Here is a 15,386-nt window from a genome sequence, read left to right as displayed (position 1 = left end):
GCACGTCAGTCACATTTTGAAATCTGCTGTGGCGCACACCGTTTACATCCCGAGTGTTGCTCCGAGGGATGCAGCCGGCCCCGTCGTGAAACGCGGCGTGCTGTCAACGTCCGACTCATGCTTTGTAAGCCCGACACTCCAGGCCTTCGGGTGCGCCTGGTGGTGCCCCTGGTGCCGGTGCTCGTGACGTTGCTTCCGATGCCGGTAAGCGGTCGTGACTGCGATCCCTGCAAGAGCTCCAACGGTGTTCGCTACGAGATCACGGGGATGGGAAATGCGGTCGAGTGGTATTTGCGCGAGTTCGATCACAAGCGTCAGGACCAAGGGACCCGCCATGCCTGCTACTCCCCTCCAGAGAAGACCTGCGGACACACCGATGGGGACGAACATGAGGATATTGAGCACGACCTCCAGGGGCCGGCCTTCAGTCCAGGCAGATACGTCCGTCCACGCTTTGGGGTTCAGGATCCCGCCGTCGTCCTCGTCGCCGTCGGCTGCCCATGCGATCGGTCTGAGGGTCACCCAGAGAACAGCGCACGTGTAGAGCGCGCCCAGACCAACCATCGGCGTCTTCCATCTACCCGACACGTCCGACCTCCACGACAGCCGGGGGTGATGGTCGGTCGAGCTCCGGGCCGGCCTCTTGCGCATCTTCATGACACTATGTAATTATCTTTATGACAGACTGTCAAGATAGCTCCACAAGGAGCAAGACCAGGAGAAGGTGTCGTATGCAAGCAACAGTGAGTCAGACAAGACCGCCTGTGCCGCGTAGCTCGCAGAGGGGTCCCGGTGGTCGGGTTCGTTCGTCGTTAGGGTGGATTGCAGTCGCGGGGGCTGCTGCCGCCGCGATCATCATGCCCCTGGCCGGGGTGCTGGCTGCCGCTCAAGCGGTGTCCGTCTTCGCGCTGGCCCTGGCCATCGTCCAAGGTTCCCGCCGCTACGGGTGGAGGCTTCTCCTGGCCTTCTTCGCGATCTGCTTCGTCATCAGCAACTTCTGGGAGAACCTCAGCATCATCACGGGGTTCCCGTTCGGCAACTACTACTACACACTCATGCCACAGCTGTTCTACGTGCCTGTGATCATCGGGTTCACCTACTTCGGTATCGGCTGGGTCAGCTGGATGACCACCAACACGATCCTCGACCGCGCTGACGAGCGCCTGAACCTGCGCACTCGTACCGGCCGGGTCAACGTCATCGCGCTGCCCGTCCTTGCTGGTGCCGTCATGACAATGTTCGACGTCGGAGCGGACTCGCTGATCTCGACCGTCAGGGGAATCTGGATCTGGGAGGAAGGCGGAGGACTGTTTGGCGTCCCCTATACCAACTACCTCGGCTGGTGGTTCGTCACCTGGACCTTCTTCCAGATCTTCGCCCTGATACTGGCGGTACGACAGACACGACAGACACAGCAATCGGCGCAGACAGGGCAGACAGGGGAATCGGTGCAGGAAACGCGCCGCTTGCCGCAGGTGTCCTACGTCCAGCCCGTGCTGACCTACGCGATGTTCGCGGTTCTCTCCACGACGACCTTCATCGCCGACGGCGGACCGCAGACGATCCTGGACCCAAGCGGCGCTCCATGGGACACAGCGGCGCTCAATGAGACACTGATGATCATCAACATCTTCAGCGTCGTCCCGGTTGCACTGTTCGCGATCGCCAAGATCGCCAGAGGGGACCTGAGACTGGTCTAGCGCCGGCGCGCATGTTCGACGATCTGAGCGCGTGCCACTGCCTTGCCCGCCGGGTAAGTATCGGAAAGGGAGCGTAGTGCCAAAGATCTCCGCCGCGACGATCGCCGAACACAAGCTGCACACCTGGGGCTTGCTGCTCGACGCCGTCGACGCGCTCATCCTCGAGCGTCCTTTCGAGACGATCTCGATGCGTGACGTCGCCGAACGATCAGGGGTCGCCCGGACCGCCATCTACAACTACGCACCCGACACCCTCACTTTGCTGATCGAGGCGGCCAAGCGCGGCAGTACCGAGGTGGACGAAGCGGTTGCACGCCGAGCCGACAACACGTCACTCTCGCCCGCTGAGCGCCTCCGCGAAATCGTGATCGTCCTGCTCACCGAACACGCCCAGAGCACGAGCGCATTCATCGCGATGCAGACAATAGAGCGCACCCTCCGGCAGGAGCGCGTAACCGACGCTGTCATTCCCTTCCGTGACCAAATTGGTGATCGGATCATCAACGTCGTGCGGGCGGGCGTGGAAGCAGGAGAGTTCGCACCGGTGGACGATCCCGCACTGACCCGGGCACTCATGGTCGGAGTCATGCAGGCAGCGCTACGCAGATTCAGCGGAGCGCATGCCATAGGAACTGCGGACGCGGAGATCGTTTCGCGCTTCCTGATCAGTGCCCTCAGCCGTTCACCCGAACCACTTCCCTAGCTTCCCCCTGGGGCTCGCCCTGCCGCCGACATCATCGACTGCGGACGGAACCGCCACAGTCCCCATCACCCGTCTGGGTTATCGTCCACCGCCTCCAGCCCAAAGCGATAAGAGCTGCGGCGGCTTCGATCGCGGTTGATGCCGCTGCACTACTGGTGTGAGAGCAAAGCCTTTCGCAGTACAAGCGCACTCATTTTCCCTCCCCCTTGTGCCGTTCTGGGCCCGAAGCCCGAAGGACGAGAAGGGTTCAGCCCCACGCGTCGTCCCTGCAAAGCGCCAGGCACAATCACGAACCTCGTCGTGGGCACAGCCCTGCCGATGATCGTTCTCGGGCAGAACATGAGTGCTTGAGTTAATGCCGATTCGCCAAGAGATCCCAACGAGAAGGAAACAATCATGGTCCCCGACAACACACCCTCAGCCGACCGCCGCGTGAAGGACGTCAATGCGGCCGAGCAACGCCGGCGTCCCTCGCGCCGTTCGCTGCTCCGCATGGCTGCGGTTGGTGTCGCAGCTGGCACGGTCGGCTTCGGCGCGGCCCGCATCACCGCGCCCGGCGCTGAACTGCCGGACTGGACAGCCGACGACATGCCGTCCATGGCCGGCAGACGTGCAGTCATCACCGGCGGCAACGGCTACCCGGACGAGGGACGAAGCGGGCTGGGCTACCACCAAGCACTGGCGCTCGCCGCAGCCGGCGCGGACGTGACAATCGCATCCCGCAACCGTCAGCGTGGCGAGGAAGCAGTCCGCAGGATCCGCGCTGAAGTCCCAGGAGCAGCTATTCACTTCGAAACCCTTGATCTCACTGATCTCGGGTCCATCAACCTCCTCGCACGACGCATGGAGGAATCCGGGGGAAGCCTGGATCTGCTCGTCAACAACGCCGGCGTCCAGGGACGCAGAGAACGCGAAGAATCCCGAGACGGCCTGGAGCGGGTCTTCGCGACCAACGCCCGCGGTCCATTCGCCCTGTCAGCGCAGCTACGACCACTCCTTCAAGCGGCGAATACACCGCGCATCATCTGGACGTCGAGCTCGCGCGTCGGATCCATCGACTTCGACGACCTGCAGAAGGAACGCACCTACGACTACGGGCAAGCGTACGACGACACCAAGCTCGGGAATCTCCTCATGGCCTTCGAATGTGAGCGCCGCAGCAAGGCCGCCGGATGGGGGATCACCAGCATTGCCGCACACCCCGGTGTCTGTCGAACGAACATCGTTCTGGATGGACCAGGGCCTGATTCACCGGAAGGCTGGCGCTTCCAGTACATACCGCCCCTATGGCAAAACCCTGCGATCGGGGCCCTCCCCGCCCTCTACGCTGCCACGTCACCCCAAGCCACCGGCGGAGGCTACTACGGGCCTAAGCAACTGCGAGGCCTGAGCGGGCTACCAGGGTTCGCCATCATTCCCGACAGCGCTCAAGACGCTGAACTCGCCTCCAAGTACTGGACGACGATGGAGGAACTTGCCGCCGTATCATTCAGCTGATCCAAGAGGCGGACCGTAAGGCGACGCATAACAGGCCGATCCCCTCGGATTCACGAACAGGGGGCTGAGCGAACTGCTTTGAAAGCTGACGGAAGCGTAAGTTCCGGATCATTCGGCATGCAGTAGGTGCGAATGGCTAGGCGTCGATCACCATGTCGGTCAGCGCAACCGAGCAGCATGGCAGGAACTTGCCCGCCTCGATCTCCCGCGAGCGGATCCCGCCCTGGTGGTTCATCTCCACGTCCCCGGAGAGTTTGACGATTTTGCAGGACCCGCACATGCCCTCCTTACAGTTCGCGCCGATCCTGACGCCTGCGCGCTGCGCGACCCCGAGTATGTGGTCCGTCGGATCGATACGCACCTTGATTCCGGTTCGCATGAAGGACAGGGTGAGACTTCCCGTCCCCACCGTGTCGAAGCCGGCGGCATCGGGGGAATCGGGGGCGTCGGCTTCCGGTCCCTCGTCCGGAAGGCGATCGGAGGCCCCGGCGCGGGCCGCGTCGGCTGCTACCAGCGGAAGGCCTCGGGCACCCGTGGTTCCCTCGGCGTCGTATCCGGGCTCGTAGAGCCCGAACGCGGTGGGTTGACCCTCGTAGTACATCTCGGCGGAGTCGGCAATCTCCTCCGCGATCTCTTCCGCGATGTCCACGGCCAGGGCGAGCTCCGCTTGATACTCCAGGAGCGTCTGGCGGCTTCCGGAGAAGTACTCCATGTGGATGGACGTGTCATCCACCCCGACCTCCCTGAGGAGCTCACCTGCGGTGTTCAGGTAACCTTCGGGGCCGCAGGCATACACCTGGCGGCCATTCGCATCGGGCGCCACCTCATCGAGCATCGCTGTCGTCAGCCTGCCGGTGAACCATTCCCATCCCTCGACGCGACTGCGGTCGCCCAGGGAGTAGAACACCTTGATGCGCGAGTCGACGGAGGCGATGTATGCCAGTTCCTGGTGGAAGGCGAAGCCTCCCGCCGCCGCTCCGTGGTAGAGCACGACGACGTCGGCCTGCCCGGGAAGGGAGTGGATCGTTCGCACCATCGCCATGATGGGGGTGATACCCGCGCCGGCGGCAAGCAGGAGATACCTGGCCCGGCGGTCGACATCGGGGAGGTGGAAGGCCCCGACCGGCCCGATCATCTCCAGGACGGTGCCAGGCCTGACGTTCGCGTGCACCCACGGTGACACCAGTCCCGTCGGATCGGATTTGACCGTGATGTCGAAGGTCCAGGGCTGGGTCGGCGAACTGGACAGTGAGTAGCTGCGGTCCGCCGCGTCACGGTCCTCACCATGGACGGGAAAGGCGATGTTCACGTACTGGCCGGGGCGAAACGCCAGGGGCGCACCGTCGGAGCGGCGGAAGACGAACGTCATCATGCCGCCGACCTCGGGAACCGTCTCGACACATTCGGCCAGGAACTCCTGCGGGTGCCAGGGACCGAGAGCTCGGGCGGCGCCTGCGGGGCCCCCTGTGCTACCCATGACTCGGTTCCACGGCATTTCGAGCCCGCGAATGCGCTGTGGCTCCTGGGGGGCAGCGACGGGCCGCATGTCGGTCATGCCATGTACTCCTGCATGCGGTGTACGTACCAGTTGATGAATGCCTCGACCTGGTACTCGCTCTTCATGTACGGGCCGGGCTCGTAGACCGGACTGCCGGCTCCCCTCTGGCACAGTTCCACGAACGCCTTGTCCTGCAGATTGGTCTGCTTCCACGTGTGGGTGAGCTTCTCGATGTCGTAATCGACGCCCTCCTCGGCGTCGTCGGCTACCAGCCAGGTGGTGCGTACCAGGGTCTGGTGTTCGTTGACGGGGAAGACGGCGAACGTGATCACGTGGTCGCCGAGGAAGTGGAACCAGCTGTTGGGTTGAAGGTGCATCGAGCATCGGCCGAGGCGAAAATCCCGCAGGTCGCCGAGCAACTTCTTGGAGAGCCTGTGCCCGTCCGGCGAGAATGATTCGCCACTGCCGTCGAGTGACTCACGTGAGATGCGGATCCCGGCTACGCGGGTGTCGAGCTCCTCGACGACCTCGTAGGGAAGACCGTAGCGGCGGCAACGGTCCTCGAGCACGGATTGTGCTTTCTTGTTGCGGTCCCACACCTCCTCCAGATGATGAGGAACAAGTCCATCCGTCAGGCCCCAGGTGGGAAAGAGTGAGCAGGCGAGCTCGGGGTGACCGTCGCAGTGGTAACACTCACGGTTGTTCTCCATGACGAGCTTCCAGTTGCCCTCCTCGACGATGTTCTGCTGATAGGCGATCTTCGTTTTCGACAGCTCGTGGGGCGCGAGATAGGGCTCGAAGATTCTGCCGGTCCCATCGAAGTCCGTTGGCGGTTCGTCCGCAACACAGACGAAGATGAGCCCGGCGATCACGCGGCTGTGGGCCCTCTTGAGGCCGAAGCATCCCTTGTCGAACCCCGTTTCGCCTGGCGCCGAGGCGTGCATCAGGTTACCGGCGGGGGAGTAGGTCCACGAGTGGTACCCGCAGACCAGGTTCCCGGTGGTCCCCGCCGGTTCTGTCAGGACGCGGGCACCGCGGTGACGGCACACGTTGTGCAGCACGTTCACGCCGTCGTCGTCGTTGTGCAGCACGATCAGGGAGTAGGGGCCGTAGTCGACCGTGATGTAGTCGCCAGGTGCCGGAAGCTCGGCGATGCTCGCCGCGAAGATCCAGTGCCGGCCGAAGACGGCCTGCATGTCCATGGCGAAAATCGTCGGATCGGTGTAGCAGGGTGCCTCGAGGGAGTACCCCACGCGGCGGGTATCGAAGAGTGCGGCGATCTCCCTCAACTGCTCTGCAGGTACCGCTGTTTCGAGCGTTCCGCGCGAGCCGCGCAGTGCGTTCACGTGAGCAGACATGGTTTTCCTCCCGCGTGGATCGGGTAAGAGCGCTGACCGTCGGAACTACGGATCGGCGTCGCGCCGAATCGTTCCGCAATCGTTTTGTTCACAGGGTACGGGTGGAACCCGTTCGATAAAAGAGGAAGGTTCAGCGGATGATCATGCAGAATAGTTGCATGATCGACCCCCGGCTCATCACTCTCCGGGTTTTCGCCCGTTGCGGCTCTGTCGGTGCAACCGCTGAGCTGACGGGTTACTCACCCTCCGCCGTATCCGCGCAGTTACGGGAACTCCAGCGCGTGCTCGGAATGCAGCTGTTGACGAAGGACGGTCGGGGTGTGCGGCTGACCGCCACGGGCCGCATTCTCGTGGCAGGCTCGAACGCTCTCATCGCGGACTGGGAAAGGCTGCGCACGGCGGCCATGGAGGCCGGTGACCAGGTACAGGCCAGCTTCGGTCTCGGCGGGTTCTCATCGGCAGCCGCTCAACTGCTTGCGCCATTGGCCGCTACGCTGCGTTCGACACGTCCGCTGCTGGAGGTACAGGTCCTCGAGGCGAACCCGACCCGCTGCTTCGACCTGTTGGTTGCTGAGCGGATCGACCTGGCGGTCGTCGTCGCCATGCAGTCCGAAACCCACGTCGAGGATGATCCGCGCTTCGAGCAGACTGTCCTGCTCGACGATCCCCTGGACGTGATCATCCCAGCCGGTCATCGGCTGGCCTCGCGGGAGACGGTGACGCTCGAAGAGCTGGCGTCGGAACCCTGGATCACCGACGCTGCAGGTTCCACCTACCGTTCCCTGTTCACCGCGGCCTTCACGGCAGTCGGCATGTCACCGCGGATCGCCCACGAAGCCGTGGAGTGGGAGACCCTGATCGCCTTCGTCGGTGCAGGGCTCGGTGTGGGATTACTGCCTCGTCTGGCTCCCCTGAACTCCCCCCATGGCGTCGTTCGATTGCGCATCACCGGACGGGGGAAGCCCACCCGGCGCATCGTCGCCGCAGTGCGTAGGGGTAGTCACGCATCGCCCCTGATCCAGGAGTCGCTCGGGATCCTGCAGGTCAGTGCTGCCCGGATCCTCACGACCCGGCCCGAAGGCGATTCCTGACACCAGCCGTCATGCGGTCATGTCCAGGTGGTCCCGGGCCGGAGGTGAAGGGACGTGATGCCGGGGCCGTAGATGCCCGACTCGCCGCGGCCTCCTACGAGGGCTGGCTCCTCTTCGGGTCTGCATGTCGTGGCCCCGCAGCCGGGATGCCATTGGCCGACACCCCCGGGCAGTCCGAGGCGTCGCACTTCTCGGCGCAGTCGTGCTTCGTCACGAGGTCGAACTGCACTCCGCCGTGTTGTTCCACTCCCGTGCGCATGGCTCGTTCCACCACGGAGGTGGCCAAGCGACGCCTGAGGGAAAGTGGATCGCGACGAAGATCCTTCGTCAGGGCGAGACACAGCAACCCCATGACGATGACGAACGGAAGCGCCGCCACGATGGTGATCCTCTGCAGGCCGGCAAGGGCTTCGGATGGTTCGTCGCCTCCCGCCAGCAGCATTACCGCGGCTACGGCGCCGGTGAGGCAGCCCCAGAAGATGACGACCGCCCGGCGGGGATGTTCGGCGCCGTTGGAGCTCAGCGAGCCCATCACGATCGAGGCGGCGTCGGCGCCGGTGATGAAGAAGATGGCGACCAGAACGATGGCCAGCAGGACGACGGCGGTGGTGGCCCAGGCGGGCATGCCCAGGTTGTTGATCAGATCGAAGAGCGCACCGTCGAAGTTGATGGTCGGTGCACCGTCGACGACGGTGACCAGGCCGGGGGTGTTGGCCCTGTCGGCTTCCTGCTGGATGGAGAACGCGGTACCCCCGAAGATCGAGAACCAGATCACGCTGACGACACTGGGTACCAGCAGCACGCCGGTGACGAACTGGCGGATGGTGCGACCGCGGCTGATTCGGGCGATGAACAGACCGACGAACGGCGTCCAGGACACCCACCAGGCCCAGTAGAAGATGGTCCAGCTGGTCATCCAGCTCCGCAGGGATTCGTCGCCCACCGCTTCGGTCCGGGAGGACATCTCAGCCAGATCACGGGCGTAGTCGCCGACCGCGGAGGGGATGAGATTGAGGATGAAGAGAGTGGGACCCACGATGAAGACGATCAGTGCGAGGGCGATGGCGAGAACCATGTTGATGTTCGAGAGCCACTGGATGCCGCGGCTGATGCCGGAGACCGCGGACGCGACGAAGCAGAAGGTCAGAACGGCGATGATGGCCACGAGAACCGGTGTGCCGATCTCGCCGAACCACCCGTTGGAGGTCATTCCGCTGCCGATCTGCAGGGCGCCGAGGCCCAGTGACGCAGCGGTACCGAACAGCGTGGCGAAGATGGCGAGGATGTTGATGAACTTCCCGACTGGCCCTTCGACCGTCCTGACGCCGAAGAGCGAGGTGAAGGCGACGGAGATCAGTTGCCTGCGACCCAGGCGGTAGGTTCCGTAGGCCATAGCGATACCCACTACTGCGTACATCGCCCATGGGTGCAGAGTCCAGTGGAAGATCGAGGTGGCCATGGCCGTCTGAATGGCTTCGGGTGTACTTCCGTCAACGGTGCCCGGCGGCGGGGAGATGTAGTGGAAGAGCGGCTCCGCTACGCCGTAGAACATCAGCCCGATGCCCATACCTGCCGCGAACATCATCGCGACCCAGGAGATGGTGCGGAATTCGGGTTTCTCGCCGTCCTTGCCCAGCGGGATGTTGCCGAACTTACCCAGGGCGAGCCACAGGACGAAGATCACGAAGAGCGACGCCATCAGCATGAAGAGCCATCCGGTGTACTCCATCACCCAGTTGAGTGCACCCGTCGAAGAGGTGGACAGGCTGTCCCGTCCGACGAAACCCCAGATGACGAAAGCAACGGCGATGACGCCGGTGATCCCGAAGATCACCTTGTCGAGAACGAGCTTGTGCCTCCGGTGATCAGCGCCTGCCTGCTCGGTCGTCGCATGGCGCAGTTCCTCGAGGATCTCCTCGTAGTCATCGTCCATTGCAGGTTGTGCGACGTCTTCGTGTGGGTCGAGGAGGTCGGGATCTTCGACGGCGACCTTCTCCACCCCGGACGCGCCGTTCCGCGCGTGCTCTGCCATCCCGTCGTCGGGAGCCGATCCCCGGCGTGAGAACGTTCTGCGGTCACTGTCAGAAGTCATGAGCGGGTCCTTTGCTCGGTGCGCCATGGGCCTGAAGGTGAACATGACCTTCAGGGTGATGCCGGGCGACAGGTTGGGCCTTGTCCGCTTCGACGGCCACGGTAGTGCCGTCGACGCGTAGGCCGCGCGTGCGCCCCTCTGTAGCAGGAGTGACCGCTGATATGTTGTTGATATAGGCGGCGATATATCAGCACACCCTACTGCTGGTCCTGATATGTGTCCAGAGGTTGCTCGCCGGCCGCGCATCTATCATGGGTTCGGCCGGAGCATCGATGTCCGAACGCACGGCAGAAGGAGCTCCGAACATGGCAAACGCTGGCCGATCAGCGCCGGACACGGCTGACAGGACGACGTTGCAGAGGTACGACGATGAATCCTTCGCCGATTTTGCCTACCGGGTGCTGTGCGATGAATTGATCGTTCTGGACATCAAGCCGGGCGAGCCCCTCAACGACGAGGTCATTTCGCAACGACTCGGCGTGGGCAGGACGCCTATCCGTGAGGCCATGAAGCGCCTCGAGGGCGACCACCTGGTAGTGGCGTATCCGCGACGAGGTACATTCGCCGCCGGCATCGACATCAAGGACCTCGCCGAGATCTCCGAGATCCGTCATCTCCTGGAGCCCGCGGCGGCTGCGCGGGCTGCACGCGTGGCGTCGCCGCGGTCCCGACAGGAACTGACCGATACCGCGCATGAGATCGAGCAGCTGTTGCAGAAGGTGCAGCCCCAACGGGATCTCATGCGGCTGGATATGCGCGTGCATCGGACGATCTACCGGGCCACGGGTAGCAGGCACCTACAAGACGTCCTGATTCGCTACGACAACCTGGCAACACGGATCTGGAGCCTTGTCCTGGAGAAGCTTCCGCCGGTGTCCGAACACATCTCCCAGCACATCGGGCTGCTCGAATGCATCGTAGCGGGCGATTCCGAGAGTGCGGCGCGGTTGACCACCCAGCACGTCACAGATTTCGAGAATCTGATCAGGGAGCAACTCTAGACCGGCGTCAGCCGCGAAGTCTGGACATGGTGGGGTCGTAGAGCGGATCCATCGTGACCGTGGCCCGTATCCGGCGTCCGAAGTACTCGATCTCCACCGAGTCCCCGACGCTGACAGCGGCCGGCAGGTACGCGTAGGCAATCGGTTTGGCGATCGTGTATCCGTAAGCGGCGCTGGTGACATAGCCGACCGCCTGGTCCTTGTAGTAGACCGGCTCCTTGCTCAGTACGATGCTCCGGCCGTCGTCGACGGTCAGGCACCGCAGGCGGCGTCGGGCTTCCTCTTCAGTACGACCCTCAAGGGCAGCCTTGCCGACGAAGCTCTCCTTTGTCATCTTCACGGCAAAGCCGAGTCCGGCTTCCATCGGGTCATGCTCCGTGGTCATATCAGTGCCCCACGAGCGGTAGCCCTTCTCGAGACGCAGCGAGCTGAAGGCCGCCCGCCCCGCTGCGATAACACCATAGGGTTGCCCGGCCTTCCACAATGCATCCCAGAGGCGCTGGCCGGTGTCTGCACTCGTATACAACTCCCAGCCCAGTTCCCCGACATAGGACAGGCGCATTGCTGTCACCGGGACGCCACCGATGATCACCTGCTTGGACCTGAAGTACCGAAGTCCGTCGTTGGAGAAGTCGTCCTTACTCGCCGCGCCGATGAGGTCCCGGGCGAGAGGCCCCCACAAGCCGATGCAGCAGGTGCCGCCCGTCGTGTCGCGAACCTGCACCCAGTCACCTGCCGCTCCTCCCTCCGTCTGGTGACGTGCGGCCCGCCCGAAGTAGGCGGTGTCGATGTTTCCGTTGACTCCCAGCTGGAAAGTGTCCTCACTCAGGCGGGCAACCGTGATGTCGCTTCGGATACCGCCGGCATGGTCCAGCAGAAGCGTGTAGGTCACAGCGCCCGGCTTCTTCGCCATGTCTGCCGTCGTCAGCTCCTGCAGCAGTTTCAGGGCTCCCGGGCCCGACACCTCCAGGCGCTTCAGGGGCGTCATGTCGTACATGGCCACCGCAGTGCGGGTCTTCCATGCTTCGGCGGCCGCGATGGGTGAGCTGAACATTCCCGACCACGCATCGCGGACCGGTGGCAGCCATCCGGTCGGCATCTCCTTCAGCAAGTCCGCATTGGCGTCGAACCAGTAGGGGCGCTCCCACCCACCGGACTCCAGGAAGTAGCCTCCCAATGCCCCGTGGCGGGCGTGGAAGGGGCTCACCCGAAGGTTGCGAGGGGAGAGCCTGGGCTGGAGTGGGTGCAGCACGTCGTAGATCTCGACGAAATTCTGCATGGAGGTTTCACTGACGTAATCAGGTGTCAGCTGAACGTCCTCGAAGCGATGGATGTCGCATCCACCGAGATCGAGCTGTGACTTGCCGGTGGTCAGGAGTTCGGCCATGGCCCGGGCGACACCAGCGGAGTGGGTCACCCAGACGGCTTCCGCAACGTAGAAACCGTCGAGCTCCTTGGACTCGCCCATCAGGGGTCCGCCGTCGGGGGTGAAGGAGAAGATGCCGTTGAAACCATCATCGATGTCGCTTTCCCTCAGCGCGGGAAGCAGCTGTTTGGTGTCCTCCCATGCGGGCAGGAAGTCCTCGACGGTGAAATCGAGCCGGGATGGCATATTGTGCTCGTCGACGCTGTCGGCGTCATAGGAGCCGAGGTCCGCGAGGTCCACCGGCATGGGGCGGTGAGCGTAGGAACCGATCCCGTATCGGTCGCCATGCTCGCGGAAATAGAGGTCCCGGTCCTGGTGACGCAGGATGGGAAGCGAGGCACCGTCGGGCAGCTCATTGCGGCCTGCCAGCGCCGGCACCGGAGTAGTTTTCACGTACTGGTGGGCGAGTGGCAGAAGCGGGACAGACATACCGATCATCTCGCCGATCCTGGCACCCCAGAATCCAGCACAGGAGATCACGATGTCGGCGGGGAAGACGCCCTCGGACGTCTCGACTCCGGTGACGCGGCGGCCGGCTTGCTGGATGCCCGTAACCGTGGTGTCACCGAGGTACTTGACGCCTGCTGCCTCCGTCCGCTTGATCAGCAGCTGAACGGCTCGAGCGGCACGCGCGAGGCCATCACTGGGAACGTGGAGACCACCGAGGATGTCCTCGTCGTTCAGGAGCGGATAGAGCTCCTTGCACTCGGCGCTGGAAAGGATCCTGCCGCTGATTCCCCATGACGCGGCGTATCCGAGCTTCCGTTTCAGATCCGTCAGGCGGGTCGCTGTGGTGGCGACTTCGAGGCCACCGACCTGGTCGAAGCAACTGACGCCGTCCTCGGTCAGGGACAAGAATTTCTCGACCGTGTAAGTAGCGAAGGCAGCCATGGTCTTCGAGGGATTGGTCTGGAAGACGAGACCAGGAGCGTGGGAGGTGGAGCCCCCAGGCATGGTGAGCGGCCCCTGGTCGAGAACGGTGATGTTGCTCCAACCCCTGGTGACCAGTTCATCGGCCAGGTTCGTGCCGACGATTCCGGCTCCGATGATGACAATGGTCGGCGTCGATGCCATGTGGTTTCTCCTGCTGCTGCTCATGGGTTGTCCTTGCGGGTGCGGCGGTCGTGACTTACCGGAAGACGACGGTGCTGGACCGGTCCAGCAGCACCCGGTGCTCGCAGTGCCAGCGCACGGCACGGGACAACGCCAGTGCCTCCGCGTCCTGGCCCACCGTCGAGAGGGCGGTCGGTCCGTAGCTGTGGTCCACCCTGATGACCTCCTGTTCGATGATCGGCCCCTCGTCCAGTTCGGCCGTCACGTAGTGCGCCGTTGCCCCCACCAGCTTGACGCCGCGATCGTATGCCTGGTGGTAGGGACGAGCACCCTTGAAGCCCGGAAGGAAGGAATGGTGGATATTGATCGCCCGGCCCTGCAGGGCCCGGCAGAGGTCGTCAGAGAGCACCTGCATGTATCGGGCAAGCACCACGAGGTCGATGTCGTGTTCATCGACCAGTTCCAACAGGCGCCGTTCGGCGTCGGATTTCGTCTCGGGGGTCACCGGTAGGTAGATGAAGGGAAGCCCCGCAGCCTCGGCCATTGCCCGGTGGGTCTCGTGGTTCGAGACGATGAGGGCGATGTCACCTCCGAGGCTCCCACCCCGCCAACGGAACAGTAGATCGTTCAGGCAGTGGCCGAACTTGGACACCATGACGAGGATGCGCTGCTTGGTCTGGTCATGGAAACTGAACTTCATGTCGAACCGCGCGGCGATCGCGAGGAATTCTTCCTGGAGTACCTCCGGTGTGCAGGCCCACGACCCGGAGAAGGCAGTGCGCAGATGCAGCGTCTGGCGGAGGCCGTCGTCGAACTGCTGGTGTTCGTCGATGTTGAAGCCACGTTCGAAGAGGAAGGTCGTGACCGCCTGGACTATGCCCGCTCGTTCGCTGCATGACAGAGTGAGCACGAACTTCCTCGGCACCTCTTCGACGCGGTATGCAGGTCCAGGCAGCGTGCTGGGCGATGAGGCTGCCGTTACTAGAGTCACATCTTCTCCCATGGATATATGCAAAGTATTGAGACTGATATATTAGACCTGCGGTTCAGCGTATACTCAGCAGTAGTAGAGGTCAATAACTGTTCTGGCCCGGGAGAGAGGAACCGCGCGATGGCTCTTGAAGCGCTGACAGGGGTTGAAGCAGCACGGAAGTCCCTGGCTGATGTGGCCTACGAAACCATCAGGGACCGCCTGCTGGTTCTCGACATCAGGCCTGGCGACCTCGTCAATGACGACAGCCTCGCCAAGGAACTAGGGGTCGGACGGACTCCGGTACGTGAAGCCCTGAAGCGGCTGGAGCTGGATCGCCTTGTGGTGTCCTATCCACGCAGGGGAACTTTCGCTACGCGGGTCGAGGTCACGGACCTCGCCTTCATCTCCGAGATCCGGACGCAGCTCGAGCCCCTTGCCGCATCCCGGGCTGCACGCGTGGCGACGGAATCGACGCGAGAGAAATTGCGCGAGCTCGTGCGTGTCATGGAGTCCTTCGACACGCGAGGGGCTTCCGTCGTCGAACTACTGCGCCTGGATACCCGCGTGCACCAGGGCATCTACGCGGCCGCGGGCAACCCGCATCTGGAAGATGTGCTGATTCGCTACGACAATCTCGCTACCCGTATCTGGTGCATGGTCCTGGATCGCCTTCCCGACCTCACCAGCCATGTCCACGAGCACCTGAACCTGCTGCGCGCGGTGATCGACGGAGATGAGGACCGCGCCGCCGAACTCGCGCGGACCCATGTCAGTGCATTCGAGCATGCTGTACGCGAGGCACTCTTCGCCGCGTAGGCCCGCCTTCAACCAGCACATAGCCCCTCTTGACCGCCAAGGTACTTCGTACGATACTCGATCCAGAACCTAGTATATCAATGGGATATCACCAGGCCGAGCTTGGAGAGTCGATGACGGACATCTGGAACCGCTCGGGTTCCCCCTCCACACCAACCTCTCCTCCGACACGATCGAG

At 63.3% G+C, this 15,386-nt stretch carries 12 protein-coding genes; 6 read left to right on the top strand and 6 right to left on the bottom strand.

The genetic code is table 11. The features are described from left to right. Positions 1-42: 42 nt before the first annotated feature. Complete coding sequence (locus tag AC4D2C_RS06925; protein ID WP_490913656.1) at positions 43-657, bottom strand: VanZ family protein; 615 nt, start codon at positions 655-657, stop codon at positions 43-45. A 200-nt stretch (positions 658-857) separates the two neighbouring features. On the opposite strand from AC4D2C_RS06925, the gene AC4D2C_RS06920 reads away from it, so the two are divergent. The 3 genes from AC4D2C_RS06920 to AC4D2C_RS06910 all read left to right on the top strand — a co-directional run bounded on the left by AC4D2C_RS06920 (position 858) and on the right by AC4D2C_RS06910 (position 3,900). Continuing rightward, on the top strand, positions 858-1,700 hold the full coding sequence (locus AC4D2C_RS06920) for a carotenoid biosynthesis protein (RefSeq protein WP_490913654.1): 843 nt from the start codon (positions 858-860) through the stop codon (positions 1,698-1,700). A gap of 76 nt (positions 1,701-1,776) precedes the next feature. Beyond that, positions 1,777-2,403 carry a TetR/AcrR family transcriptional regulator gene (locus AC4D2C_RS06915; RefSeq protein WP_490913653.1) on the top strand — a complete coding sequence of 209 codons (627 nt, stop codon included), beginning with the start codon at positions 1,777-1,779 and terminating at the stop codon, positions 2,401-2,403. A 396-nt stretch (positions 2,404-2,799) separates the two neighbouring features. Continuing rightward, on the top strand, positions 2,800-3,900 hold the full coding sequence (locus AC4D2C_RS06910; RefSeq protein ID WP_490913652.1) for an SDR family NAD(P)-dependent oxidoreductase: 1,101 nt from the start codon (positions 2,800-2,802) through the stop codon (positions 3,898-3,900). Positions 3,901-4,036: 136 nt separating this feature from the next. Here the strand turns inward: AC4D2C_RS06910 and AC4D2C_RS06905 are convergent, their stop codons facing one another. Continuing rightward, positions 4,037-5,455 carry a ferredoxin reductase gene (locus AC4D2C_RS06905; RefSeq protein ID WP_490913650.1) on the bottom strand — a complete coding sequence of 473 codons (1,419 nt, stop codon included), beginning with the start codon at positions 5,453-5,455 and terminating at the stop codon, positions 4,037-4,039. Next, a complete protein-coding gene (locus tag AC4D2C_RS06900) occupies positions 5,452-6,756 on the bottom strand; it encodes an aromatic ring-hydroxylating oxygenase subunit alpha (protein ID WP_490913649.1) in 1,305 nt (434 codons plus the stop codon). Before AC4D2C_RS06900 ends, AC4D2C_RS06905 begins: the two co-directional genes overlap by 4 nt. Positions 6,757-6,914: 158 nt before the next feature. On the opposite strand from AC4D2C_RS06900, the gene AC4D2C_RS06895 reads away from it, so the two are divergent. Next, positions 6,915-7,847: a LysR family transcriptional regulator gene (locus tag AC4D2C_RS06895; protein ID WP_490913647.1), complete on the top strand. Its 933-nt coding sequence runs from the start codon at positions 6,915-6,917 to the stop codon at positions 7,845-7,847. 94 nt (positions 7,848-7,941) lie between these two features. Here AC4D2C_RS06895 and AC4D2C_RS06890 read toward each other — a convergent pair whose 3' ends face one another. Then, positions 7,942-9,780 (bottom strand): BCCT family transporter, encoded by a 1,839-nt coding sequence (locus AC4D2C_RS06890; protein ID WP_490914030.1) that lies wholly within the window; start codon positions 9,778-9,780, stop codon positions 7,942-7,944. 464 nt (positions 9,781-10,244) lie between these two features. Between AC4D2C_RS06890 and AC4D2C_RS06885 the strand changes: the two genes are divergently transcribed. Then, on the top strand, positions 10,245-10,940 hold the full coding sequence (locus AC4D2C_RS06885) for a GntR family transcriptional regulator (RefSeq protein ID WP_490913645.1): 696 nt from the start codon (positions 10,245-10,247) through the stop codon (positions 10,938-10,940). Positions 10,941-10,947: 7 nt separating this feature from the next. Here AC4D2C_RS06885 and AC4D2C_RS06880 read toward each other — a convergent pair whose 3' ends face one another. Together AC4D2C_RS06880 and purU are read right to left on the bottom strand one after the other, a co-directional pair. Beyond that, complete coding sequence (locus AC4D2C_RS06880; RefSeq protein WP_490914028.1) at positions 10,948-13,440, bottom strand: GcvT family protein; 2,493 nt, start codon at positions 13,438-13,440, stop codon at positions 10,948-10,950. Positions 13,441-13,495: 55 nt separating this feature from the next. Continuing rightward, the gene (purU, locus tag AC4D2C_RS06875) at positions 13,496-14,422 is read right to left on the bottom strand and encodes a formyltetrahydrofolate deformylase (RefSeq protein WP_490913643.1); all 927 of its coding nucleotides are present in this window, start codon (positions 14,420-14,422) and stop codon (positions 13,496-13,498) included. 108 nt (positions 14,423-14,530) lie between these two features. On the opposite strand from purU, the gene AC4D2C_RS06870 reads away from it, so the two are divergent. Continuing rightward, positions 14,531-15,208: a GntR family transcriptional regulator gene (locus AC4D2C_RS06870; protein ID WP_490913641.1), complete on the top strand. Its 678-nt coding sequence runs from the start codon at positions 14,531-14,533 to the stop codon at positions 15,206-15,208. Positions 15,209-15,386 lie beyond the last annotated feature (178 nt).

The organism is Arthrobacter sp. TJ-240, assembly GCF_058269195.1.
The sequence above is the reverse complement of the archived record's forward strand: the minus strand, read 5'-3'. Positions and strand labels throughout refer to the sequence as shown.

Coding starts and splice junctions, on each gene's coding strand:
- AC4D2C_RS06895 (WP_490913647.1), top strand. CDS start 6,915: ATGATCGACCCCCGGCTCATCACTCTCCGGGTTTTCGCCCGTTGCGGC.
- AC4D2C_RS06920 (WP_490913654.1), top strand. CDS start 858: ATGCCCCTGGCCGGGGTGCTGGCTGCCGCTCAAGCGGTGTCCGTCTTC.
- AC4D2C_RS06900 (WP_490913649.1), bottom strand. CDS start 6,756: ATGTCTGCTCACGTGAACGCACTGCGCGGCTCGCGCGGAACGCTCGAA.
- AC4D2C_RS06870 (WP_490913641.1), top strand. CDS start 14,531: ATGGCTCTTGAAGCGCTGACAGGGGTTGAAGCAGCACGGAAGTCCCTG.
- AC4D2C_RS06890 (WP_490914030.1), bottom strand. CDS start 9,780: ATGGACGATGACTACGAGGAGATCCTCGAGGAACTGCGCCATGCGACG.
- AC4D2C_RS06885 (WP_490913645.1), top strand. CDS start 10,245: ATGGCAAACGCTGGCCGATCAGCGCCGGACACGGCTGACAGGACGACG.
- AC4D2C_RS06925 (WP_490913656.1), bottom strand. CDS start 657: ATGAAGATGCGCAAGAGGCCGGCCCGGAGCTCGACCGACCATCACCCC.
- AC4D2C_RS06880 (WP_490914028.1), bottom strand. CDS start 13,440: ATGGCATCGACGCCGACCATTGTCATCATCGGAGCCGGAATCGTCGGC.
- AC4D2C_RS06910 (WP_490913652.1), top strand. CDS start 2,800: ATGGTCCCCGACAACACACCCTCAGCCGACCGCCGCGTGAAGGACGTC.
- purU (WP_490913643.1), bottom strand. CDS start 14,422: ATGGGAGAAGATGTGACTCTAGTAACGGCAGCCTCATCGCCCAGCACG.
- AC4D2C_RS06905 (WP_490913650.1), bottom strand. CDS start 5,455: ATGACCGACATGCGGCCCGTCGCTGCCCCCCAGGAGCCACAGCGCATT.